The 22,471-nt window shown below is 69.3% G+C and carries 25 protein-coding genes and 1 tRNA gene; 19 read left to right on the forward strand and 7 right to left on the reverse strand.

Annotated elements, in window-relative coordinates; all coding sequences use genetic code 11:
* Window positions 1-8: 8 nt before the first annotated feature.
* The gene (locus tag AB0I66_RS25370) at window positions 9-692 is read left to right on the forward strand and encodes a hypothetical protein (protein WP_363210237.1); all 684 of its coding nucleotides are present in this window, start codon (window positions 9-11) and stop codon (window positions 690-692) included.
* Between the two features lie 65 nt (window positions 693-757).
* Here AB0I66_RS25370 and AB0I66_RS25375 read toward each other — a convergent pair whose 3' ends face one another.
* Both AB0I66_RS25375 and AB0I66_RS25380 read right to left on the reverse strand, forming a co-directional pair.
* Entirely contained in the window at window positions 758-1,321 is a 564-nt protein-coding gene (locus AB0I66_RS25375; RefSeq protein WP_363210238.1) for a GNAT family N-acetyltransferase, read from the reverse strand.
* Window positions 1,302-2,072, reverse strand: coding sequence for a GntR family transcriptional regulator (locus AB0I66_RS25380; protein ID WP_363210239.1), 771 nt, complete (start codon window positions 2,070-2,072; stop codon window positions 1,302-1,304). Before AB0I66_RS25380 ends, AB0I66_RS25375 begins: the two co-directional genes overlap by 20 nt.
* Window positions 2,073-2,509: 437 nt before the next feature.
* On the opposite strand from AB0I66_RS25380, the gene AB0I66_RS25385 reads away from it, so the two are divergent.
* From AB0I66_RS25385 to AB0I66_RS25445, 13 genes are all read left to right on the forward strand, one after another.
* Complete coding sequence (locus tag AB0I66_RS25385) at window positions 2,510-2,776, forward strand: DUF6284 family protein (RefSeq protein WP_363210240.1); 267 nt, start codon at window positions 2,510-2,512, stop codon at window positions 2,774-2,776.
* Window positions 2,773-3,219, forward strand: a complete 447-nt coding sequence (locus tag AB0I66_RS25390; protein WP_363210241.1) for a Pycsar system effector family protein — start codon at window positions 2,773-2,775, stop codon at window positions 3,217-3,219. The genes AB0I66_RS25385 and AB0I66_RS25390 overlap by 4 nt, the downstream gene beginning before the upstream one ends.
* Window positions 3,216-4,112 (forward strand): DUF2637 domain-containing protein, encoded by an 897-nt coding sequence (locus AB0I66_RS25395; protein ID WP_363210242.1) that lies wholly within the window; start codon window positions 3,216-3,218, stop codon window positions 4,110-4,112. The genes AB0I66_RS25390 and AB0I66_RS25395 overlap by 4 nt, the downstream gene beginning before the upstream one ends.
* The gene (locus AB0I66_RS25400; RefSeq protein ID WP_363210243.1) at window positions 4,112-4,504 is read left to right on the forward strand and encodes an RRQRL motif-containing zinc-binding protein; all 393 of its coding nucleotides are present in this window, start codon (window positions 4,112-4,114) and stop codon (window positions 4,502-4,504) included. Before AB0I66_RS25395 ends, AB0I66_RS25400 begins: the two co-directional genes overlap by 1 nt.
* Before the next feature lie 2 nt (window positions 4,505-4,506).
* Window positions 4,507-4,824: a hypothetical protein gene (locus tag AB0I66_RS25405; protein WP_363210244.1), complete on the forward strand. Its 318-nt coding sequence runs from the start codon at window positions 4,507-4,509 to the stop codon at window positions 4,822-4,824.
* A 2-nt stretch (window positions 4,825-4,826) separates the two neighbouring features.
* Complete coding sequence (locus AB0I66_RS25410) at window positions 4,827-4,994, forward strand: pRL2-8 (protein WP_363210245.1); 168 nt, start codon at window positions 4,827-4,829, stop codon at window positions 4,992-4,994.
* Window positions 4,995-5,085: 91 nt separating this feature from the next.
* On the forward strand, window positions 5,086-7,206 hold the full coding sequence (locus tag AB0I66_RS25415; protein WP_363210246.1) for an ATP-binding protein: 2,121 nt from the start codon (window positions 5,086-5,088) through the stop codon (window positions 7,204-7,206).
* Between the two features lie 203 nt (window positions 7,207-7,409).
* Entirely contained in the window at window positions 7,410-7,886 is a 477-nt protein-coding gene (locus AB0I66_RS25420) for a hypothetical protein (protein WP_363210247.1), read from the forward strand.
* 87 nt (window positions 7,887-7,973) lie between these two features.
* The gene (locus AB0I66_RS25425) at window positions 7,974-8,891 is read left to right on the forward strand and encodes a bifunctional DNA primase/polymerase (protein ID WP_363210248.1); all 918 of its coding nucleotides are present in this window, start codon (window positions 7,974-7,976) and stop codon (window positions 8,889-8,891) included.
* Window positions 8,888-9,241, forward strand: a complete 354-nt coding sequence (locus tag AB0I66_RS25430; protein WP_363210249.1) for a hypothetical protein — start codon at window positions 8,888-8,890, stop codon at window positions 9,239-9,241. Before AB0I66_RS25425 ends, AB0I66_RS25430 begins: the two co-directional genes overlap by 4 nt.
* Entirely contained in the window at window positions 9,238-10,386 is a 1,149-nt protein-coding gene (locus AB0I66_RS25435; RefSeq protein ID WP_363210250.1) for a DUF3631 domain-containing protein, read from the forward strand. The genes AB0I66_RS25430 and AB0I66_RS25435 overlap by 4 nt, the downstream gene beginning before the upstream one ends.
* A gap of 170 nt (window positions 10,387-10,556) precedes the next feature.
* Window positions 10,557-10,745 carry a helix-turn-helix domain-containing protein gene (locus tag AB0I66_RS25440; RefSeq protein ID WP_363210251.1) on the forward strand — a complete coding sequence of 63 codons (189 nt, stop codon included), beginning with the start codon at window positions 10,557-10,559 and terminating at the stop codon, window positions 10,743-10,745.
* A 60-nt stretch (window positions 10,746-10,805) separates the two neighbouring features.
* A complete protein-coding gene (locus AB0I66_RS25445) occupies window positions 10,806-12,215 on the forward strand; it encodes a site-specific integrase (RefSeq protein ID WP_363210252.1) in 1,410 nt (469 codons plus the stop codon).
* A 141-nt stretch (window positions 12,216-12,356) separates the two neighbouring features.
* On the opposite strand, the gene AB0I66_RS25450 is transcribed toward AB0I66_RS25445, so the two are convergent.
* Both AB0I66_RS25450 and AB0I66_RS25455 read right to left on the reverse strand, forming a co-directional pair.
* A tRNA-Ser gene (locus AB0I66_RS25450) sits at window positions 12,357-12,441 on the reverse strand.
* A gap of 42 nt (window positions 12,442-12,483) precedes the next feature.
* The gene (locus AB0I66_RS25455) at window positions 12,484-13,941 is read right to left on the reverse strand and encodes a trypsin-like peptidase domain-containing protein (RefSeq protein WP_363210253.1); all 1,458 of its coding nucleotides are present in this window, start codon (window positions 13,939-13,941) and stop codon (window positions 12,484-12,486) included.
* Window positions 13,942-14,125: 184 nt separating this feature from the next.
* Here AB0I66_RS25455 and AB0I66_RS25460 point away from each other — a divergent pair, with 184 nt between their 5' ends.
* From AB0I66_RS25460 to AB0I66_RS25470, 3 genes are all read left to right on the forward strand, one after another.
* Window positions 14,126-14,938: a glycerophosphodiester phosphodiesterase gene (locus tag AB0I66_RS25460; RefSeq protein ID WP_363210254.1), complete on the forward strand. Its 813-nt coding sequence runs from the start codon at window positions 14,126-14,128 to the stop codon at window positions 14,936-14,938.
* Window positions 14,939-15,000: 62 nt separating this feature from the next.
* Entirely contained in the window at window positions 15,001-15,621 is a 621-nt protein-coding gene (locus AB0I66_RS25465) for an ATP-binding protein (protein ID WP_363210255.1), read from the forward strand.
* A 183-nt stretch (window positions 15,622-15,804) separates the two neighbouring features.
* Complete coding sequence (locus AB0I66_RS25470) at window positions 15,805-16,770, forward strand: DUF5926 family protein (protein WP_363210256.1); 966 nt, start codon at window positions 15,805-15,807, stop codon at window positions 16,768-16,770.
* A gap of 205 nt (window positions 16,771-16,975) precedes the next feature.
* Here the strand turns inward: AB0I66_RS25470 and AB0I66_RS25475 are convergent, their stop codons facing one another.
* Together AB0I66_RS25475 and AB0I66_RS25480 are read right to left on the reverse strand one after the other, a co-directional pair.
* Window positions 16,976-17,590, reverse strand: a complete 615-nt coding sequence (locus tag AB0I66_RS25475; RefSeq protein ID WP_363210257.1) for a hypothetical protein — start codon at window positions 17,588-17,590, stop codon at window positions 16,976-16,978.
* A gap of 57 nt (window positions 17,591-17,647) precedes the next feature.
* Window positions 17,648-18,325, reverse strand: coding sequence for a bifunctional DNA primase/polymerase (locus AB0I66_RS25480; protein WP_363210258.1), 678 nt, complete (start codon window positions 18,323-18,325; stop codon window positions 17,648-17,650).
* Window positions 18,326-18,863: 538 nt separating this feature from the next.
* Between AB0I66_RS25480 and AB0I66_RS25485 the strand changes: the two genes are divergently transcribed.
* Window positions 18,864-20,297 carry a PP2C family protein-serine/threonine phosphatase gene (locus AB0I66_RS25485; RefSeq protein ID WP_363210259.1) on the forward strand — a complete coding sequence of 478 codons (1,434 nt, stop codon included), beginning with the start codon at window positions 18,864-18,866 and terminating at the stop codon, window positions 20,295-20,297.
* Window positions 20,298-20,396: 99 nt separating this feature from the next.
* Entirely contained in the window at window positions 20,397-21,893 is a 1,497-nt protein-coding gene (locus AB0I66_RS25490; RefSeq protein WP_363210260.1) for an aminopeptidase P family protein, read from the forward strand.
* 83 nt (window positions 21,894-21,976) lie between these two features.
* Here AB0I66_RS25490 and AB0I66_RS25495 read toward each other — a convergent pair whose 3' ends face one another.
* A complete protein-coding gene (locus tag AB0I66_RS25495; protein WP_363210261.1) occupies window positions 21,977-22,456 on the reverse strand; it encodes a carboxymuconolactone decarboxylase family protein in 480 nt (159 codons plus the stop codon).
* Between the last annotated feature and the right edge of the window lie 15 nt (window positions 22,457-22,471).

Below are 22,471 nucleotides of genomic sequence, written 5' to 3' on the forward strand. Positions count from 1 at the left end.
GGGATGACATGACTGATCGTGAATACGAGGTCGGCGAGTCCATCACAGTGCCGTGGGGGCTCGACACTGTTGAGGGCACGGTGGTGGGCGCCTACGGCGAGGGTAGCGGGCGACGTGTCCTCGTCGAGGTCAACGTCGGCGACGGGGCGACCGAGACACTTCCATTTCCTCAGCGAGCGCTAGACGCCGCCCGCAGCCCGGAGCTGCAGAGCCCGCCAGGTGCGTGGGTTAAGGCTGCGCGTTTTGAAGAGTCCGTGCGTGCCGCCCTCATGGAAGCGCTTCATGAATCGCTCCCCACCTGGGAGGGAGAAGCTAGGTCGAATATCCAACTGCTTTTGCATCAAGAAATCGACTTTATGGCCTCATTGCCCGATCGAGCACTACTGGTGGAGGTCAAGTACCACAGCAGTGGAGGGTATACGGGATACTCGTCAACCATGGAAAGGCTCGCCGCAATCCTGATGGCTTTTCGGCGCGAAAGTACGCCAGCCGTGGGTCTACTAGTTATGAACACCGAACCGCCGAAAGGGCTATCCAAGCAGGCGTTCGAGCTTCGTCGTAGGGATATCCCTATCTGGGCCGTGGGGTGGGACACTGATAGGCCATACACGGATAGAATTTTGCGCCAAGCCGTCGGAGAGGCGGTAAATTATAGATTCCCCCTGACTTCGTCAGGGAAAGAGCCGGGCTGACATAAACGCACTAGGCGCCGCCGCACGCCTGCTGGGTCAAGCGAGGGCGAGCAGGATGCGGAGTCTCAGTGCCTACCCACGTGCAAAGGACGTGTTGGGAGAGAGAGCTCGTCTGACGACCTCTGCGCAAGCCAGCCGGAACGGCGGTGAGCAGGCGCTTCTGTACGCACATGCTTGAACCCCAGACGCTCGTAGTAAGCATGCAGTCCCGTGTTCGTGCGCCAGGTGTCGATGCGCACCCAGTCTCGCCCCTCCAGCGCAGCAACACGGGAAGCCCAATCGACGATTCGCGCCCCGAGTTGCCTGCCGGCCGCCGACCTCGCCACGATCAGCTTGTAGAGGTAGAACGCAGACTCCGGCTTGTCGTCGTCGTTCCAGAAGTCCCGATCAATGGGGCCGCGGCTCACAGTCGCCAGCGCCGCCCCACTGTCGTCTACGACGATCCAAGCCCGACCGTCGTCGATTGTGGCGTGCCACTTACTGATCGCTCGCTGGCCAGCCTCAGGGTCATTCCACTGATCCGAGCCTTTCGCGTGCAGCCACTGCTCAGCTTCCGTCCTCAACGCCATGAGCGCAGGTACGTCCTCGGCCGCCGCAGGGCGAAGGTACTCAGTCGGCATCGACTTCATAAAGGATCTTGTGCCTGTCTCCTGGGAGGATGGTGACCATGCAGCGAAGAGGTTTCCCGTCTTCGTCGTAACCAGTCCGGGTGTGTTCGGCCACCGGCGTCGCCGACGGCAAGGCCAGCAGTTCGGCTTCCTTGAGGGTCGGCATCCGTACGGCGATCTCATCGCGGTACTTGGCTTGAACGAGGCCGACAGATGCGAGCACTCCCCCAGGGGCGGACACGTCACGGGGTTCCATGAGCGGGGTCCCGGAAACGAGTTCCTGCGGAAAGTACGAGTCCGCGAGGGCATACGGCCGGTTGTCGACGTATCGCACTCGCTTGCGTGCGACCGCCAGCCCTCCCTCAGGCAGATCGAGTGCCGCATGGACGTGCTTGGGGGGGTCCACAATCGAGACGCTGATCTCCTGCCGGGGGCTCTTGCCCTCATCGGTAACGGCGCTGGCCCATTGGTCGCCAGCCGTTCGGCCCTCCACAGCCGTTGCGTGACGCTTCCGGCTCTCTAGGGTCGTCCAGTTCCAAACGACGGGCGGGTAGTCCTCGCGGACGTACTTCCCCTGCCCCTGCCCCGTCACGACCAGGCCCTCATCGACCAGGGCTCGGACGCCAGCGCGCACGGTTTCGCGGCTGTAGCCGTACTGGCTCATCAACTTGGCTTCGCTTGGCAGCGCTTGACCGCCCGCAAGCTGACCCGAATCGATCTGTTCCCGCAGGTCAGCCGCAATCTCTTGCGCCTTCGTAAGTCCCCGCCGCATGTGTCCCCTCCGCCTCAGTAGCCCAACTCCTCCATACAAGTTAGACCAGGGGGCTTGACTCTCCAAGGGTGAGTGGGCATTCTCATCTCACGGCACTCCTCCAGACAAGTCGTACGGGGTGTCACGTACAGCGTTTCCGGTTCGGGATGGCTCGTGTTCCTTGCGGGCCCCTTGCTGGTCGTTCTTTGACAACTGAATGGGGATCACGCCGCCTCTCCTCGGCCAAGTAGGCGGCCACGCGGGTTCCCGCGTGATGTACAGCGCGATCCAATCCTTCGCAGCACATCCCGTGCTGCGGCCGGTTGCCTCCGCTGCTCGTCTCGTACGAGCAGTGCTGAGGGGAGCCGGATGTCCCGACTTCAACGGCGCGCGGCCCCGGTGCTCGAACACCGGGGCCGCTTTTCGGGCCGTCTCTACTTCTAGGGAGAACACGACCCATGGACCACATCGTCACTGTTCAGGACGCTGTTACCGCCTTCGAGCCGTGGATGGAGCCCACGGCCGCTGAGCTGGACGCGATCGAGCAGGAGATGCCCGTCATCCTGGCGGACGTCGAGCTGCTGGACGCACAGATCATCACCCTTGACCGCACGCCGAACGAGCTGGACGCACGGCGCCTTCGCCGGGCCCGCCGCAAGGCCCTGGCCGCCCGCGTGACCCTCGCCAACGCCACCGCCACGGTGCTGCCGGGGGTGGGCGCGTGAGTGCCATCGACTCGAAGCTGACAGCCGCGCACGCTGAGGTGAAGGCCGAGATCGCCCGGACCGACACCAAGACCAGCCTGCTGCTCGCCTTCGTCGGCGCGCTGCTCGCCGGGACCTGGACGGTCGCCAAGGACGCCCCCCTGACCGCCCCCGCCTACCTGGTGGGCGGGCTCGGTATGGCGCTGCTGCTCGCTGCGGCGGCGCTGTTGCTGCGGTCAGTGCGCCCCAACCTCGGTGGCCGTCACGGCTTCCCGCTGTGGGCCACGCTCACGGCCGAGGAGATCAGCGCCACCCTGGCCACGGACCTGAGCGCCGATATCGCGGGCCTGTCCCGCATCGCGGTCGCCAAGTTCACCGGCCTCAAGCGCGCGGTCGACCTGGTCTGCGCGGGCGGGGCGCTGCTCGTCCTGGCCGCGCTGCTCGCGGTCGGGGGCGCGGCATGAACCGCAAGGGCAAAGTCCTCCTGATTGCCGCGCTGGTCGCGGTGGTCGCCATGGCCTTCCGGGTCTCCTGGAACGCGCTGCGCGACATCGCAGGCGCGGTGGGCGCGGACGATACGGCCGCGACGCTCTACCCGTTCGTGGTCGACGGCCTGATGGCGCTCGCCCTGGTCGCCACCCTGGTCCTCGCCGGGCGGGACCGGACGTTCGCGCTGCGCGTGCTGGGCACCTACACGCTCGCCTCGCTGGTCCTGAACTACGTGCACGGCCTGGTGCCGGACCTGCATGGCCGGTCTGTCGACTGGGGGCGGCTCGCCGACTGGGACCCCGCCAACTGGGCCCTGGTGCTGCTGGCCACGTCGCTGCCGGTCGGGTCGATCTACTTCGGGTCCGATCTGGTCGCCAAGGTCTTGCACCACCGCCCCACCCCGATCGACCCTCCTGCCCTAAATGCGGAGGAATCGGCTGAGATCGTGAGCAATCGGTCTACCGCTGACCTGCCCGAATCCACCCCCGAGCCGATCACCACGAACCCCGTGGCGCTGCCGACTCCGGTGGCGGTCGGGTTCCTGAAGTCGGCGATGCCGCTCAAGCCCGTGCCGTCCGCCGCCCCGGCGATCGAGCCGACCCCGGTGGCGTCGATCGAGTCGCGGGCGGTGGCCGCAGAGTCGACCCGCCCGCGTCGGGCGACCGGTCGAGTGCCGGAGATTGCCCGACCGCCCCGCCGTAAGCGCACGCCTGACGAGCTGCTCGCTGAGGCGCGCACCGCGACCGCCGATTGGCCGGACGAGAAGCTGACCGCTGAAGGTATCCGGCTGGCGGTGCACACCTCGCCGAAGAACGCCCGGATGCTGCGCGAGACGCTACGGGCTGAGCGCGCTGAGGCGGTGGCCTGATGCCTACCGCCTATGCCGAGTGCTTCGACCCCACCGGGGCCCGCTACGGGGTGCCCACCTACCCGTGGAAGTACGCCCCGGACGGGCTCGCCACACGCCGCCAGCTGCGCGCGCAGGGGCTGCGTCCGGGCGGTCAGCCCATAGCGGCCCAGCTCATGCGCCGCTCACGCCGCCGCAAGAGCGGCGCGGCCATCGCCTACCTGTACTACGTCGACCGCGCGAAGCCCGTGCGGCCGATGACCTCCCGCAAGTGCGGGGCGCTCGCGCTGGCGATGCTCGCCCGCCGCACCTGCCCCGAGTGCGGGGTCATCTACAGCTACTGCCTGCCCGTCTCGCTCGGCATGTGCGTGCTGTGTGCCGACGCCAACCGCACCGCCCCGAGGAGGGGCTGACCATGGCCAAGCCCGACACCCGCCGCATCGACCGCGAGATCCGGCAGACGACCCGCAAGCTCGAAGCCGCCCAGCAGCGCCAAATGTGGCCGCTCACCGGCCGCGAGCGACGCGCCATCCTCGCCGCCGCTGCGGGCGGCTCGTACGAGATCGCACGCCACCGCAGCGGCGCCCGCAGCGAGGAGAAGGCCGACACCGCCTGGAACGCGGCCACCACCCGTCTCCAGGCCGAGATCACCGCCTTGCAGGTCGAGCGGCAACGCGTGGTGAACGAGGCCGCCACCACCAAGGTCGCCAAGAAGTCGTCGGGGTGGTTCTGACCATGGCCGCCAAACCGACCCCGCCCGGTGAGTGCCCGCAGTGCTGGCAGCACGCCCACGACAAGAGCATCCACCGCCGCCTCAAGCCGCGCGAGGACTGCCAGCCGTGCATCGCCCACATGGTCAACGGCTGCCCCAACCGCGTGCCCAAGAAATCCCGCTGGTTCTGAGCGCGCCCCTGCCGGGGGCGGCCCCTGCACCGCCGCCCCCGGCACCCCTCAACTTCCCGCCCCGCACGGGGTAGTCAGGAGTCTTTCCGTCATGGGTGACAACGTCGTTCACCTGCACAAGAACCCCGAACCGCCCGCCGACACCGCGACCGTGACCACGCTGAGCGTGGTCCCCGAGCCCGCCGCCGCGCCCCTCGTGCCGCTGTGGGTGCGCTCCGGGCGCGCGATGCGCCGCATCGCCACCGACGAACGCACCACCACGGCCGCGCGTGCCATGGCCCGCCACAGCATGTACGTGGTCGGCGGCACGCGGATCGTGGCCCGCCGCACCTGGGACGGCCGCACCGGCTCCCGCTACGAGCGCATGCTGCGGGCCGCCGAAGCGGCCGGCAACTACGAGGTGGCCGAGGAATGGGAGGAGCGCCTGCAGCGCTTCCGCGACGGACGCCATCGCCGCCGCATGGACCTGCTCCACTCGCCCGTAGATGCGGCCAAGGGCGCGCTGGTCGGCACCGGCATGGGCATCGGGGGCCTGGTCGCGCTCGGCATCGTGATGGCGATCAACAACGGGAATGTCGCCGACGTCATCACCCCGCTCGCGGCCACGATCGAGTTCATTGGCCTGCTCATCCACATCGTGCAGGTCGTGTGGGGTCCGGCCCTGACGATCGGCCCGTTCCTGGTGCTGCTGACGCTGTGGTCCGTGGGACGAAAGCAGCAGGCTGCTCCCGCGTGGGCGCTGCCCGCAGGCGTCCGCAACGGCGAGGGTGAGCCGATCACACCGTCGATCGTGGTCAAGGCGCTGCGCGATCTCGGGGTGCCCGCCCTGCGCAACGCCATCAAGGAGATGGGCGATGCCGGGGCCGCGATGCTCGGTCCGATCCGGATCGCCGGATGCGGCGTGGAAGTCGACGTCACGCTTCCTTCCGGGGTGTCGACGGTGGAGGTGCAGAACAAGCGGCGCAAGCTCGCGGAGAACCTCACCCGGCACGAGCACGAAGTGTTCATCACCATCCCCCAGGCGGCCCGCACCGTCCGGCTGTGGATCGCCGACTCCGGGGCGCTGGATGAGCCGATCGGCCCGTCGCCGCTGGTCACTGACGAGTCCATGACGGCCGACTACGCCAAGGGCCGCGCCCCCTGGGGGCAGGACCTGCGCGGGGATGCGGCGCTGCTGAGCCTGTTCCAACGGATGCTGCTGATCACGGGTCTGTCCAACCAGGGCAAGACCGCAGCCCTCCGGGCGCTGGTCCTGTGGCTCGCCCTGTGCCGATCGGTGGAATTCCGGATCGCCGACCTAAAGGGCGCGGGGGACTGGGCCATGTTCGAGGGCCTGGCCACCGTCCTCATCCAGGGGCCGACCGATGAGCACGTGATCAAGACGACCGAGATGGTCGAGTCCGGGGTGGAGGAGATGAACCGCCGCCTCCAGGCCCCGCCCGGCACGGAGTTCCCGCTGCTGCTGCTCGTGGTCGATGAGGCGCAGGTCGCGTTCATGTGCCCGCTCAAGGATGAGGACAAGCGGCCCTACGGCGGCTCCAAGGCCACGTCCCGGTACTTCATGGGCTGCCGCAAGGTCCACAACCAGGGCCGCGCGGTGAACGTGCTGCTGTGGCAGGGCACGCAGGACCCCACCGACGCGAACCTGCCCAAGCTGGTCCGCGAAGGCGCCCACACCCGCGCCTCCCTCGCCCTGGGCACCGAGTCGCAGGCCCGTATGGCGCTGGGGGACAAGGCTGTTGACGGGGGCGCGGCCCCGCACCTGCTGCGGCAGGGTCTGGACAAGGGCACCTTGGTCATCGCCTCCGACGGCATCGACATCCCCGCCGGACAATCGTCCATCACGGTGCGCACGCACTACATCAGCACCGAGGACGCCACAGTGATCGCCGAGCGGGCCAAGCTGCTGCGCGACGGGGTGGCCACCGTGAACAGCATCGACCGCGGCGAGCAGCGCGACCCGCTCGCCGACATCGCCGACGTCGTCGGCGACACACAGCGCCTGGTCACCCAAGACGTCCTCAAGCGGCTCGCCGCACTGAACGAAGACGCCTACGGCGGCTGGTCGTTCCTCGACCTCAAGCGCGTGCTTGAGGGCACCGGGGCCGAGCCGTACAAGTCGCACGGCCGCATGGTCATCGACCGTGACCGGCTCGCCCGCGCGCTGGCCAACCGCCCCGAGGACGACGGTTCCGTTTCCGTCGCCGACTAGGGGGAGGCGAGCCGTGCCGGGTCGGGGAGGCGGGGAGAACTCCCCGACCGCCTCCCTGCCCTGCCTCCCCCGTGCTGATCAGCGAAAACACCCCTTCGGGGAGGCGGGGAGGCGCCGCAGGTCAACGCCCCCAACCCCCTCCCGCGGGGCCTCCCTCAGGGGGTGCCGCAGCCTCCCCGGACCATGCTGAGAAGGGATTCCGCATGCACCCCGACACCACCCCCAAGGCGACGCCCGTGGGCGCCGAACTGAGCGAGGCACAGGCCGACATCGAGGCCCGACGGATCATCGCCGACGCCTACCGGCCCACCGCCTACCGCGACACCACCCCCGTGCCCGCCCACGGCGACACCCCGGCCGTCGCCCAGCCCGGACGGCCCCCGATGAGCCAGGGCGCCACCGATGCCAGCGTGCTCATGCTCGCGGGCGGCACCACCACGGTCATGGTCGGCGGCACCGCCGCCGTGCTCATGTACGTGTCGCAGTTCGCCGACCCGGTCGTCTGCGGCCTCGTGTTCGGCGCCCCGACCGCGCTCGTGCTCGCCCTGGCCCGACTCCTCCAGCGCGCCAAGCCCGCCCCGGATGTCCACCACCACTACGAAGGCCCCGTCTACCAGGACCGGCGCCACGTCCACAGCCGCACGAGCGGGGTGTGGGCCAAGACCAACAACCAGCAGTAGCTACGCCAAGGGCGGCCCCCGCATCTCGCCAAAGAACTGGGGCCGCCCTTGTCACCAGCACTCATCACAGAACTGGAGACATCCAGCATGACGCAATCCACCGCCAACCGGCGAGAGGGCCTGTTGGCCGCCGCCCTGGATGCCGCCGCTCGCGGCTGGCACGTCTTCCCGCTCCGCCCTGGCACCAAGCGCCCCGCCCTGCATGGCGAAGCCTCCTGCCCTCGCACCGGAGTGTGCGCGAGCAGCCACCTCAAGTGGGAGCAGCGCGCCACCACCGACGCGGACCGCATCCGCGCCACCTGGTCGCACGGCGCGTTCAACGTCGGCATCGCCACCGGCCCCTCCGGGCTGCTGGTCGTCGATCTCGACATGCCCAAGGACAAGAGCAATGCGGACACGCCTTGCGGCGTGACGACCTTCACCGCGCTCTGCGAGCGCACCGGCCACACCGTCCCCCACACCTACCGGACGCGGACCGCGAGCGGCGGGCAGCATCTGTACTTCGCCGCTCCGTCCGGCGCGCGGCTGACCAACACCGCAGGCAGCATTGCCCCGTTGATCGATACCCGTGCGTGGGGCGGCTACGTTGTCGCAGCGGGCAGCATCACCCCAGCCGGACCCTATGAGGCCCTGTGCGGCCCTGAGACGGCCGCACTGCCCAGTTGGCTGCTGAGCATCTTCAAGCCCGCCCGCAAGCCCGTGCAGGCGCCCTCAACGCCCGTACCGGGTCAATCCAGTCGATATGCGGACGCGGCATTCGCTGCCGAGGTACACAACGTGGCCACCGCCGCCGACGGCACCCGCAATGCGACCCTCCTGCGTGCCGCACGCGCTCTGGGTCGGTTCATCGCGTCCGGCGACCTCACGCGCACCGGGGTGGAGCAGGCTCTTAGAGGGGCTGCGGGGGGCAACGCCACGGAGTCGCAGCGCTACTACGACGACGTGATCCGGCGTGCTCTGGACTGGTCGATCACCCACAACTCGCCCCGGGGCCGGGCCGCATGACCGCCCCCGCCCCCGCCCCCTCTAAGAGCCTCACCGGAACCACCGCCCGCCCGTACGCCGCTCCACAGCCCGTGGACGCGGCGGCCGTGGGCGAGCCGAAGGGCGTCGCCGAAGGCGTCCCCATTGCTGTTCGCCTTGGCCCGCCATCCGGCGACGGACGGTACCCCGTGGCATGGCTGCACATCGTCGCCCCCAAGGGCGCCATCCCCACCGCGACGTCACGGTGCCTGTGCGGCCGTGACCGCAGCGCAGTCGGCCACGGCAAGGTGCTCGCCCTCATCGACGACCACACCGCCCACCGCGATCAATGCCCCCTGCGCGCTCCCCAGGAAGGAAGGGCCGCCGCATGACCGACAACACCGACGGCGCCGCACTGCTGGACGAGGTGGAAGCCTTCCACCGCCGCTTCAACGTCTTCCCCTCAGAAGCCGGATACGTTGCGGTCGCGCTCTGGGACGCCCACGCCCATCTGCTCGATGCCTTCGACTCCACCCCGCGCCTCGCTTTCCTCAGTCCCGAACCGGGCTCGGGGAAGTCACGGGCTTTGGAGGTGGTCGAGACGCTCGTACCGCGCGCCATGGCCGCAGTGGACGCATCCGCCGCCGCCCTGTTCCGGTCCGTCTCCGGGATCGACGGAGGACGCCCCACGATCCTGTTCGACGAGATCGACACCATTTTTGGCCCCAAGGCAGGAGAGAACGAGCAGCTCCGGGGGTTCATCAACGCAGGCCATACACGGGGCCGCGACACCTACCGGTGCGTGGGAGACGGCGCCAACCAGCAAGTACAGGCTTTCCCCTCGTACTGCGCCGTGGCCGTCGCAGGGCTCGGCAGGCTGCCCGACACGATCATGACTCGCTCGGTCATCGTCCGCATGCGTCGCCGAGCCCGGAACGAGAAGGTCGAAGCCTTCCGCACCCGCATCCACGTACGGGAAGGCAACAAGATCCGTGACCGCCTCGCCAAGTGGGCGGAAGGCATTCAGGAGCAAGTCACCGACGTCTTCCCCGAGATGCCCGACGGCGTCGCCGACCGGCCCGCCGACGTGTGGGAGCCGCTCCTCGCCATCGCTGACGCGGCCGGGGGCCACTGGCCAGACCGTGCCCGCGAAGCCTGCGTTGCCTTCGTCAATGCATCTCGGATCAACGACAAGGGCAGCATCGGCATCCGCCTACTGACGGACCTGCGGGATCACGTCCTGAGCGGCATCGACCGCCTTCCCACCGTCGCCATCCTGGACCGGCTCAACGCCTTGGACGACGCCCCGTGGGCCGACATGGGCGGCAAGCCTCTCGACAATCGACGCCTGTCTCGGATGCTCAACGAGTACGTCACCGCCGACGGTGACCCCGTCGCCTCTCGCAACATCAAGACCGGTGGCGGGGTCCTCAAGGGCTACTACGCCGCCGATCTGCACGACGCGTGGCAGCGGTACTGCCCCCCACCCCCTGAAAGTCCGCTACCTCCGCTACCTGGCACCGAAAACCTAGCCTGACCAGCGATAACGAGGTAGCGGCAAGCCGTCGTACTTGCCGCTACCTATCCGCTACCGCTACCCCGTCCGCTACCTCCGGCAGGGCCCCTGACCTGCGAGGTAGCGGAGGTAGCGGAAGTAGCGGCCCTCAGGAGGACCCCTCCCCGAACGCTTCGCCAAGGAGTTGAACCATGGCCCGCCCCCAGATGCTCAAGCTCCCTGAAGTACTCACCGAAATCGGCATGAGCCGCGCCGCCTTCTACCGCATGCGCGCACGCGGCAAGGCCCCCAAGCTCCGCAAGCTCCCCAACGGCCAGGTTCGCGTATGCCGCCGCGACCTGGACGCGTGGTGGGAGGTCTGCGAGCAGAACGCCGCATAGTCCAACTCAACCGACCGAGGGGCCCACCGATCCGGTGGGCCCCTCGCCTTTGGGAGCCGCATGCTCACGTACGACGTCGATGTCTGGTCCATCCGCAAGCGCGCAGGACGCCCAAAGCCTTTCGAACTGCGTTGGAGGGTGGGTTCCCGCCCACACTCGCGGAGCTTCAAGCTCAAGCCCCAGGCACAAGGTCGTCAGTCAGAGCTGTTGACCGCCCTGCGAGAGCGGGAACAGTTCGACGAGGAAACCGGCCTGCCTGCACGCGAGTTGGCCGCTCTATCCTCCCCCACCTGGTTCGAGCACGCGACCGCGTACGCGCTCATGAAGTGGCCCCGCGCTGCGGCCAAGCATCGCGCCGGCATCGCCGAAGCGCTCGCGGTCGTCACGCCGACCCTCGTCACCACGACCCGGGGGGCGCCGGACGCGAAAGTCCTGCGAGCAGCTCTGTATCAGTGGGCCTTCCGCGCGATGCCGGGCACTGACGGCAAGCTGACCTCTCGCCACACGGTTGAGGAGCCGCCCGCAGAGATTCATGCAGCTCTGTCCTGGATCGCTGGCCACTCGATGAAGGTCAAGGCACTGGAGGACCCCGCACTACTCCGCCCGGCCCTTGAAGCTCTCTCCCGTCGGATGGACGGCAAGAAGGCAGCAGAGAACACGGCCCGCAGAAAGCGCATGGTCCTGAGCAACTTCCTCCGCTACACCGTCGAGGAGAAAGGGCTCCTGTCAGCTAACCCCCTCCCTCGCGTCGACTGGACGCCACCAGAAACCGATGACGAGATCGATTTCCGGTACGTCCCTGGCCCCGCCCTGGCTCGCTCGTTCCTCAAGGCCGTGCGGGGTTCTGGGCCGCGTGGTCGCCACCTCGAAGCGTTCTTCGGGTGCCTGTATTACGCCGCGATGCGTCCCGCTGAGATCGCTTCGTTGAAGCGTGCGGACTGCACGCTGCCTCCGGACACCGAGGAATCTCGGGAGCACTGGGGTGAGCTGCTGCTCGGGGAGAGCCGCCCGGAAGTGGGCGGGGGCTGGACTGATGACGGGGCTTCATACGAGGCGCGCAGCTTGAAGCGCAGGGCTCGGGGCGCCACGCGAGCAGTGCCGATCCCGCCCGTCCTCGTGCGGCTGCTGCGGGATCACCTCGCCGAACACGGGACCGCAACGGATGGCCGTCTGTTCCGCGCTGCTGAGGGCGGTCGGGTTCGCTCCACCGAGTACTGCGATCTCTGGGAAGCGGCCCGTGCCGAAGTGCTGTCCAAGGAGGATGCGGCAACACCTCTGGCGAAAGTGCCGTACTCGCTCCGCCACGCTGGCGTATCCCTGTGGATCAAGTCAGGTGTCGACCCTGTGGAAGTCGCGGCGCGAGCTGGGCACAGCATCGCCGTGCTCTACCGCTTCTACGCGAAGATCCTCAAGGGGAATCAGGGGCGCTCAAACCAGCTCATTGCCCAAGGGCTCGCCGCCGATGAGTAGCGCCATCCTGGCCCACAGATGGCCCATACGTACTGGTCAAAGGTGGGATACCGGCGAGTCAGGGTGAGACAAGGTCAACGCAGAAGGGGTGTCTCTCAGTGAGAGACACCCCTTCTGACCTGCAATCCATCTGACCTGCTGCGGTGGGTGTGGGATTTGAACCCACGGTGACTCTCGCCACGACGGTTTTCAAGACCGTTCCCTTAGGCCGCTCGGGCAACCCACCCCGCACCGCCGTTCAGGGCGGTGCGGGGACAAGAGTAGCGGGTCAGCTCTCGCCCTTGCGCTCGCCCAGGACCACGTCGACCTTGTGCTCCTTGCCGTCGCGCTTGTACGTGATCTCGACGGTGTCGCCCGGCTTGTGGGTCCAGATCTGGCCGATCAGGGTCGGGCCGCTGTCGATCACCGAGCCGTCCAGCTTCGTGATGACGTCACCGGGCTTGAGGCCCGCCTTGTCCGCGGGGCCGTTCGGGGTGACCGCCTCCGTACCGCTCGCGCCCTCCCGGGAGATCGTGGCGCCGCCCGTGTTCTCCTGCAGGGCGACCGAGGCGCCGATCACGGGGTAGACGGCCTGGCCGTTCTTGATCAGCTGCTGGGCGACGTACTTGGCCTGGTTGACCGGGATCGCGAAGCCCAGGCCGATGGAGCCGGACTGGCCGCCTCCGCCGAGGCCGCCGCCGCTCTCCGCGGGCTTGATCGCGGAATTGATGCCGATGACCGCGCCGCCCGCGTCGAGGAGCGGACCGCCGGAATTGCCGGGGTTGATGGAGGCGTCGGTCTGCAGGGCGCTCATGTACGAGCTCTTGCTGCTCGCGCCGTCGCTGGACGTCACCGGGCGGTCCTTGGCGCTGACGATGCCGGTCGTGACCGTGTTCGAGAGGCCGAAGGGGGCGCCGATGGCGATCGTCGAGTCGCCGACCGCCACCTTGTCGGAGTTGCCGAGGGGGAGCGGCTTCAGGTTCGACGGCGGGTTCTTGAGCTTGAGGACCGCCACGTCATAGCCCTCGGCGCGGCCGACCACCTCGGCGTCGTACTTCTTGCCGTCCGAGAACGTGGCCGCGAGCTTTCCGCCGTCGGCCGCGGAGGCCACGACGTGGTTGTTCGTCAGGATGTGGCCCTGCTTGTCGTAGACGAAGCCGGTGCCCGTGCCGCCCTCGCCGTTGCCGCCCTGGGCCTCGATGGTGACGACGCTGGGCAGCGCCTTGCCCGCGATGTCGGCGACCGTGCCGGGGTCACGCTTGAGGTCGGCCGGTGTGTTCGACGCGGACACCGTGGTCGAGCCCGTGCTGTTGTCGTTCCGGTCGGCCGCCCAGAAGCCGATGCCGCCGCCGACACCGCCCGCGACGAGGGCGGCCACGAGCACCGCGGCGATCAGGCCACCGCGTCGGCCCGCGGGCTTGGACCCCTCCGGGTGCTGCGCCGCGTACGACGCGCCCCATCCGGAGCCGGAGCCTCCCCCTTGGGCGTACGAGGGGACGGCGGGCGGCGGCGGAGGCGGCCATGCTCCGGCACCGGAGGCGTGCGAGGGCGCGCCCGGGGTGGTACCGGCGTGCGTGTGCGCGTGGTGCGCCGACGGTTCCTGGCCGGGGGCGGCGGGCGGCGTCATGGGGTCGGGTGCTCCGGAAGCGTGCGTCACGGGGTCGGCGGAAGCAGCGGGAGACTCCACCGGCGCAGGGGGCGCTGACGGGGCCGGGGGTACCTCGTTGCCCTCGTTCTCGGTGCTCACAGCTCTTCTCCTCGGTCCACGCTGTCGTTCTCGGTCACGGCCTGGCTGTGCCCAACTGTGCATCTGTCTGCAGTCAGCTTTTCCCATGGGCTGTCAGGGCACCATAAGCCGATCCTGTGGATCCGGCTCTGTGTGCGACACCTTGGGCAAGCCTTCGAGTACCCCGTGATGGCACCATGACGCGGTGACCCTCGCACGACAGCAACAGATCCAGGTCGTCGCCCACCGCGGAGCATCCGAAGACGCCCCCGAGCACACGCTGGCCGCCTACAAGAAGGCGGTCGACGACGGGGCCGACGCTCTCGAATGCGATGTACGCCTCACTGCGGACGGCCACCTCGTCTGCGTCCACGACCGCCGCGTGAACCGGACGTCGAACGGCCGGGGAGCCGTGTCGGCCCTGGAGCTCGCCGATCTCGCCACCCTCGACTTCGGCTCCTGGAAGAACAACCACGGTGAGGCCGACGAACTCCCCGACTGGGAGGACACCTCCGTCCTCACCCTGGAGCGGCTCCTCGAGCTCGTGGCCGAAAGCAACGCGTCGGGGCGCGACGTCCAGCTGGCCATCGAGACCAAGCACCCCACCCGCTGGGCGGGTCAGGTCGAGGAGAGGCTGCTTCTTCTACTGAAGCGCTTCGGTCTGGACTCCCCACCCGCCGACGGCCCCTCTCCCGTACGCGTCATGAGCTTCTCCGCGCGCTCCCTGCAGCGCGTGCGGGCCGCGTCCCCCACCCTGCCGACGGTCTACCTGATGCAGTTCGTCTCGCCGCGTCACCGCGACGGCCGCCTTCCCGCGGGCGTCCGGATCGCCGGTCCCGGCATGCGGATCGTCCGCAATCACCCGGCCTACGTCGCCAAGCTCAAGCGTGCCGGACACCAGGTGCACGTGTGGACCGTGAACGAACCCGAGGACGTGGAGCTCTGCGCCGAACTCGGCGTCGACGCCATCATCACCAATCGCCCCAAACAGGTGCTGTCCCAGTTGGGCCGCCGCTAACCCCGATCCCGTCGGTCACGGGGTGTGCACCGGCGCGTTCGGTCCGTATTCGATCGTATCGAGTGCGTCACCGCACAAGGATTGGCCGGTTTCCGGTCCAGTCCATTGGGGCATTCACACCGTGGCGTGGGGCGAAGGAGGTCTCGGGGGTGGCGTTGGTGGTGGCACGGGAGGTGCCCGCGTCGTCGAGCATGGCCGTACCCCATGGCCCGGCGGGCGTGGGGGAAGCAAGGCACCGGATGCGCGATCAACTGCGCGGGAACGGGGTGCCGGAATCGGTCGTCGACGATGCCGTACTGATCCTTTCGGAATTGCTCAGCAACGCCTGCCGGCACGGCAGGCCGCTGGGCGAGGGAATGGTGGGCGACGGTGATGTCCGGGCCGCCTGGCGTGTGGACACGACAGGCAGGCTGACGGTCGAGGTGACGGACGGCGGTGGCCCGACCCGCCCCGTTCCGGCCACACCCTCGGTCACCGCGCACGGCGGGCGTGGGCTCAACATCATCACGGCCCTCGCCGAGACATGGGGTGTGCGCGACGACATCCACGGTGAGGTCACGGTGTGGGTCGTCGTACAAGCCGGGCACTGCCACGAGGACTTCGCTACGCGCGTCGCGGCTCCCGCGGGCTCGGCGATACCCGACCTCGCGTTCGCGGACCCCTTCGACGACCGCGAGCGGTGACTTCGAGCACCGGCTTCAACTGAAGCCGTCCGATGGCGCCTCCCGATGGGAGGCTCCCGGTGACGGCTCCGTCCGACCGAGGCCGAAACCCGATGCCTCGACGGTGAGCGGCTAGGCTCGCGCCCGTACGCCCAAGACGTACGAAGAGCCACGCTGGAAAGCCGCATCCGGGAGACACCCAAGATGGCCAAGAAGCGCCCTCAGACCAAGGGCAAGCAGCCGCAGCTGACGGATGGGCAGGTCCCTGTCGTCGGTGCCCGCGAACCCTGCCCCTGCGGTTCGGGCCGCCGTTACAAGGCCTGTCACGGCCGGGCCGCCGCACACGCGGCGACCGAGCTGGTGCACCGCCCCTTCGAAGGCCTGCCCGGCGAGGGCGACTGGGTGGCGCTGCGCGAGCTCGTCCCGGCGGCGACCGTCGAACTGCCCCTCAAGGACGGGCTGCCGGACGGCGTGCCCTCCGTCTCCCTGGCGACCGTCCTGCCGATGGCCTGGCCCGCGCTGCGCCGCGACGACGGCTCGGTCCTCCTCGGCCTGCAGAACGACACCGCGTCCGGCGACATCAGCCGCGACCTCGCCGACACGCTCCAGCGCGCCCTGACGGCCGAGCCCGGCTCTCCGGTCCAGGCCCGCCGCGCCCCCGCCGACGGGCCGCGCCTGCAGGACCTCCTCGACCCCGACGGCACATTCGAGCCGATCGTGCACACGGGCTTCGAGTTCTGGGTCCCGGACTCGGAGAACGCCTCCACGGAGGTGTCCGCGTCCCTGGAGCGGGCGAACGCCGCCGCCATCCCGACCGTGCGGCTCTCCGGCGTGGACTGCGCGTACTGGTGCGAGACCCCGGACAAGAACCACCTGCGCTGGGTCATGCCGCACCCCGAGGAGCAGCTTCTCGACGCGCTCGCCCGGCTGCACGCGGCCGGCACGTCGAGCCTCGGCGAGGGCACCCGTCTGGTCGGATCCTTCCGGGCGCACGGTCTGACGGTCCCGGTGTGGGACCTGCCGACCGGAATGGGCGCCGAGGACATCGAGAAGCCCGCCGCGGAGTTCGCCGAGCGGCTCGCGACGGCGCTGGACAGCGAGGCCCCGCTCACGCCGGAGGAGCGCCGGGCGCGCGGCGGTCTCACCAACCGCCAGGTGACGTTGAGCTGACCCACCAGTCAGTCGGAAGGGGAGGGGTGACTCCTGTCACAACTCCCCGTCGTCGCAGGTGAATCCCTGTCCGGATATCCGAGATCGAATTTGCCCAGAGCAGATCTCTTGTTACCGTTCAGGTAGCCCGGTTGCTGGTGCATCCCCCGTCGCCAGCAACCGGGCGCTTCCATGTCCGGCCGACCGCACGGCCCGACCTGCTGACTCAACTGGCCTTCGGCCGCGCCGAGTTGCTTCCTGAGCGCAGGAGCAACGGACCGCCACTCCCGTCAGCGAACTCCACCACCGCCGAATACGCCGCTGAATTCCCCGTCGTACGCTCCCGGGGCGTTTCGCACGCCCCTGGCTCGTCCGCCGCGCCGACCGCGCAATGCATCTGCACGGTGCGTCCGCCCGGCGCCATAACGCTCAGTACGGCGCTCAGCTCATCGCCTGTCGTGTTGCGGTAGTACGTGCGCCCCCAGGTGTCGCGCCCCTGTGTCAGGACGCATGTCTGGGCCTCGATGCCCTTGGGGGAGGTGACTTCGGGGCCACACTGTGCGGCGCTGTCGAGGCCGAGCCCCGCAAGCATCGATGACTCGTCCGCGGATCGGTCGCCCGAAGCCGCGCTCTCCGTAGTGGAGCGTCGCGAAGTCGGCTTCTCCGTAGAAGGCTGTTTCGCGTCGGGATCCGGTGCCGCCCCCGGTGCCGCGTCCGCCGGCCGCTCCGTCGCCCTGGCTTCGGCGTCACCGTCGCCCAAGGGCCCCGCGGAGGCGCCGGCGAGCGGCAGGAGAACCGTAATGGCCACGACGCCCGTGAGCGCGATCAGGCGGGGGTTCATGAGGCCTGACAGTAACGACGTTTGACGGGCGCCCGGCTCCCCGCGCGCCCATTTCCCCTACAACTCGGGCGCGCTCACACCCGTACGAGTGAGCGCGTCGACCACCGCGTCCACCACGGCCTCGACATCGGGCACCCAGGGCGCCGCCGAGCCGGGCAGTGGAGCCCGCTCCCAGCGCACCGGCCCCTGGCCCGTCTCGGAGGGCGGCAGCGCGAGATACCCGCCCTCTCCGTGGAAGCGCAGCGAGCCCGGTACGTAGTCCTTCGCGTACAGGAGGTCGCCCAACTGCTCCATGGAGTACGGCGCGACGAGGATGAAGAGGCGGGCGGGGGTCGCGACGACCGGGCCGAGCCTGATGCCCATCTCGTCGAGCGCGGTCAGGGCCCGCGCTCCCGCGATGGCGGGCAGGCTGACGGCGCACGGGGCGCCCGCGCCGGTGGCGAGCACGATCGGCGCGTCCGGGCGGTTCGTCCACCACCAGCGCACCATGCGCTCGTCGGTCGTCGCGGCCAGCAGGCCGGGGTCGAGGGGGTGAGCTCCTGGCACCGTGCAGTCGGGGTCGGGGCAGGCGCAGCGGGTGCCGTCTCGCCGGTCGAGTCCGACACCGGGAACCACGGGCCATTTCCATGCCGTGGCTGAGGTCAGGGCCGCACCGATCAGACCGGGACTCTGGTCAGACTTCCTGCCGGTGAGCCTGGCAAGGAGCCTGCTTCGCCTTCCGAGGATCTCGCGCATGAGCGCTCGTTCCTTTCCGTTTACACGCCGAGGAACACGGCGGGCCACATCACACCATGTGTGGATCACTTCGCTGTGCGTAGAACTGGCGCATCACACCCCAGCCTGCGGCATGGGGAACCCGTTAGGGCCGAGCGTTAGCGTGGCGTGGGGTGGCGGTGCCTGGCGTTTGCTGTCCCGCGTACTTCTTCGCCGCCTCCCCCACGGGAGGATGGGGCGCGGTCGTCGTGAGTTAAGACGCCCGGGTCCGTCGCCAGGTTCCGGGCTGATCTCAACTGCCCCTGGTCATCACCGAGTACGTACCCATCACGGCCGCTGTGACGCGCCTCCCATGCCTGAGGGCTTGGGAGTACCCCTTGTTGAACAATCCCAGTCGATCGCAATAAGCCGTCGCCTCAGGCACTTTTGAGCCAAGTTCCCAAGATCGCGAAACGTCACAGAATTCCCATGGACACCAGGAATCCCAGCTGGACAATGCTGGACATCCCCTAACCAGTGCGTGTAGATGTGGAGAACATTGCTAGCGGCGCAGAATGACATGGGGGTTTGCGATGCTATTGAGCAATACGCACCGGCCGGAAAGCCGTCAGCCATGAACGCTCCGCACCTCCCGAAAGTGGCCGGAATCGATTCCACTGTTCCGCCACCAGCCCACACTGTCGCGCCCGCCCCACAGGCCCAGAGCGCACCGACCCTCATGATCCAGGACCGGCTCGCGGGCTGGGTCTCCGATCTGACCACCCTCCAGGAGCTCACCGAGCGCCTGGCGCGCACGGCCACGCTGGACGAAGCCCTGCACGAACTGCTGCGCGCCGGAGCCGCCCTCGTCGGCGCGCGCCGCGGCCTGCTCGTCCTCGAGCCGGCCGACGGGCTCGGTCCCGACACCACCGTCGGCCTCGGCCTCGGCCGCGCCGACCTCGGGCACATCGAGACGGTCCCCCGCGCCGCCACCGCCTTCGGGCGCCTGCTCGACGCGCCGCCCGCGCCCCCGGCCGCCGAGACCGAGATCGTGGACGCCGATCTGCTCGCCGACAGCAGCCTCGACCCCCGTCACCGCGAAGTGGCCGCCCGGCTCGGCTACGCCGCGAGCTACGCGCTGCCCCTGTCCACCGAGACGGCGGGCCGCATCGGCGCCGCCGTCTGGCTGTACGACGAGCCCGCAGAGCCGGGCGAGCGCCAACGCCACCTCGTCGGGCTCTACGCACGCCAGGCCGCCGAGCACCTGGCACGGCTGATCGAACTGGACCGCGCGCGCACCACGGAGGCCACCTTGCGCGAGGAACTGCTGCCCTCGCGTCTGCCGCGGGTCGCCGGGGTGCGGCTCGCCGCCCGGCACCGCACCTCCGCGCTCGGCGGCGGCGACTGGTTCGACGCGCTGCCGCTGCCCGACGCCGCGCTCGGCCTCGCGGTCGGGTCCGTCACCGGGTCCGGGCCGAGCGCCGTCGCCGCGATGGGGCGCCTGCGGGCCTCCTTGCGGGCGTACGCCGTGATGGAGGGCGAGGACCCCGTCGCCGTCCTGTCCGATCTGGAGCTGCTGCTGCGGCTCACCGAGCCCGCGCGGTCCGCGACGGCCCTCTTCGCCTACTGCGAACCGGCGCTGCGCAAGATCGTCCTGGCGGGAGCCGGCCACAGCCCGCCCCTGGTGATCGGCGAGCGGCGCACGGAGTTCGTGGAGACCTCGCTCTCGGCGCCCCTGGGGATGCTCGCCTGCTGGGAGGCGCCGAGCGTGGAGTTCCAGACCACACCGGGAGAAACGGTGCTGCTCTACACGGACGGCCTCCTGCACCGCACCGGCGACCCGATGGACCGGGCCTTCGCACGGCTGCACGCGGCGGCGGCGAGCGTGCCCAAGCAGGTCCGCGACGACCCGGACGCGCTCGTCGACCACGTCCTGCGGACGATGCTGCCGGACGGGCTCGACACGGCCGAGAGCGACGAGGACGTGGTTCTCCTCGCGGCCCGTTTCGAGTGACCCCCGCCCTACGGCATGTAATGGGCCTTCCGGCCCTGGGCCCCCTTCCGTACGCCCGTACGATGGAGGGGGCCCAGTGTCGTACATAGGAGGCAGATCGTGTCGGAGGAGCTCATTCGGGAGAACCCGGAGACCCCGGAAGACCTGGAGATCGAGTCCGAGGAAGAGCCGATCAAGCAGCGCAAGAACGGCCTGTACCCCGGCGTCTCCGACGAGCTCGCCGAGAACATGAAGTCCGGATGGGCCGACACGGAGCTGCACGACCTGCAGCCGATCGCCCAGGCCGAGCACACCGCCGCCCGCCGTGCCGCGCTCTCCGCGCGCTTCCCGGGCGAGCGCCTCGTGATCCCCGCGGGCAACCTCAAGACACGCTCGAACGACACGGAGTACGCCTTCCGCGCCTCCGTCGAGTACGCGTACCTGACCGGCAACCAGACGGAGGACGGCGTCCTCGTCCTGGAGCCGACGGACTTCGCGGACGGCACGAGCGGCCACGAGGCCACCATCTACCTGCTGCCGCGCTCCAACCGTGAGAACGGCGAGTTCTGGCTGGACGGCCAGGGCGAGCTGTGGGTCGGCCGCAGGCACTCCCTCACCGAGGCCGAGACGCTGTACGGCATCCCGGCGTCCGACGTGCGCGAGCTCCCCGGGCAGCTGCGCGAGGCGACCGGCTCCGTCCGTGTCGTCCGTGGTCACGACGCGGGCATCGAGGCCGCGCTGACCGACAAGGTGACCGCCGAGCGCGACGAGGAGCTGCGCGTCTTCCTCTCCGAGGCCCGTCTGGTCAAGGACGAGTTTGAAGTCGGCGAGCTGCAGAAGGCGTGCGACTCGACGGCCCGCGGCTTCGAGGACGTCGTGCGGGTCCTGGACAAGGCCGAGGCGACCAGCGAGCGCTACATCGAGGGCACGTTCTTCCTGCGCGCCCGCGTCGACGGCAACGACATCGGCTACGGCTCGATCTGCGCGGCCGGACCGCACGCCACGACGCTGCACTGGGTGCGCAACGACGGCGCCGTGCGCTCCGGGGAGTTGCTGCTGCTCGACGCCGGCGTGGAGACGCACACGTACTACACCGCCGACGTGACGCGGACGCTGCCGATCAACGGCCGCTTCAACGAGCTGCAGCGAAAGATCTACGACGCCGTGTACGAGGCCCAGGAGGCCGGTATCGCGGCGGTGCAGCCGGGCGGCAAGTTCCGCGACTTCCACGATGCCGCGCAGCGTGTGCTCGCCGAGAAGCTCGTGGAGTGGGGCCTGGTCGAGGGTCCGGTCGAGCGCGTCCTGGAGCTGGGTCTCCAGCGCCGCTGGACCCTGCACGGCACCGGTCACATGCTCGGCATGGACGTCCACGACTGCGCTGCCGCGCGCCGTGAGACGTACGCGGACGGTGTCCTGGAGCCCGGCATGTGCCTGACCGTCGAGCCCGGCCTGTACTTCCAGGCGGACGACCTGACGGTGCCCGAGGAGTACCGCGGCATCGGCGTGCGGATCGAGGACGACATCCTCGTGACGGCCGATGGCAACAAGAACCTGTCGGCCGCGCTGCCGCGCCGTGCCGATGACGTCGAGGCGTGGATGGCCGAGCTCAAGGGCTGAGAGTCTTCCCCGTCGTCTTCTTCGTTTCAGGAACCGGGCCTCTTCTTTAAGAAGGGGCCCGGTTTCGCGTTCCCGGGCAGGGGTTAGCGCTCATCCTCGCCCGCCACCTTGGCGGTGCTCAGGGCGATGCGGTTCCAGGTGTTGATGGTGAAGATCAGGGCCAGGACGTGGCCGAGCTCCGTCTCGTCGAAGTGCGCCGCCGCGCGGGCGTAGACGTCGTCCGGGACACCGCCCTGGTGGACGAGCGTGACGGCCTCGGTCAGGTCGAGGGCCGCCTGCTCCCTCTCTGTGAAGAAGTTCCTGGCCTCGCGCCAGACGCCCACCATGTGCAGCCGTGCCTCGTCCTCGCCCGCCTTGCGCGCGTCGGAGGTGTGCATGTGGAGGCAGTAGGCGCAGCCGTTGAGCAGCGAGGCGCGAATCTGGATCAGCTCGACCAGGGCCGGGTCAAGGCCGTCGCGGGCGGCGGCGTCGAGGCCGATCACGGCCTTGAAGGCCTTGGGGGCGGCCTTGGCGAAGTTGAGGCGGGGAGTGGTGGTGAGGGTCTGCGTGTTCGTCATGACCATGAATCTACGGACCGG

This window comes from Streptomyces sp. NPDC050439, assembly GCF_040655335.1.
In the GTDB taxonomy this organism is placed as follows: Bacteria; Actinomycetota; Actinomycetes; order Streptomycetales; family Streptomycetaceae; genus Streptomyces.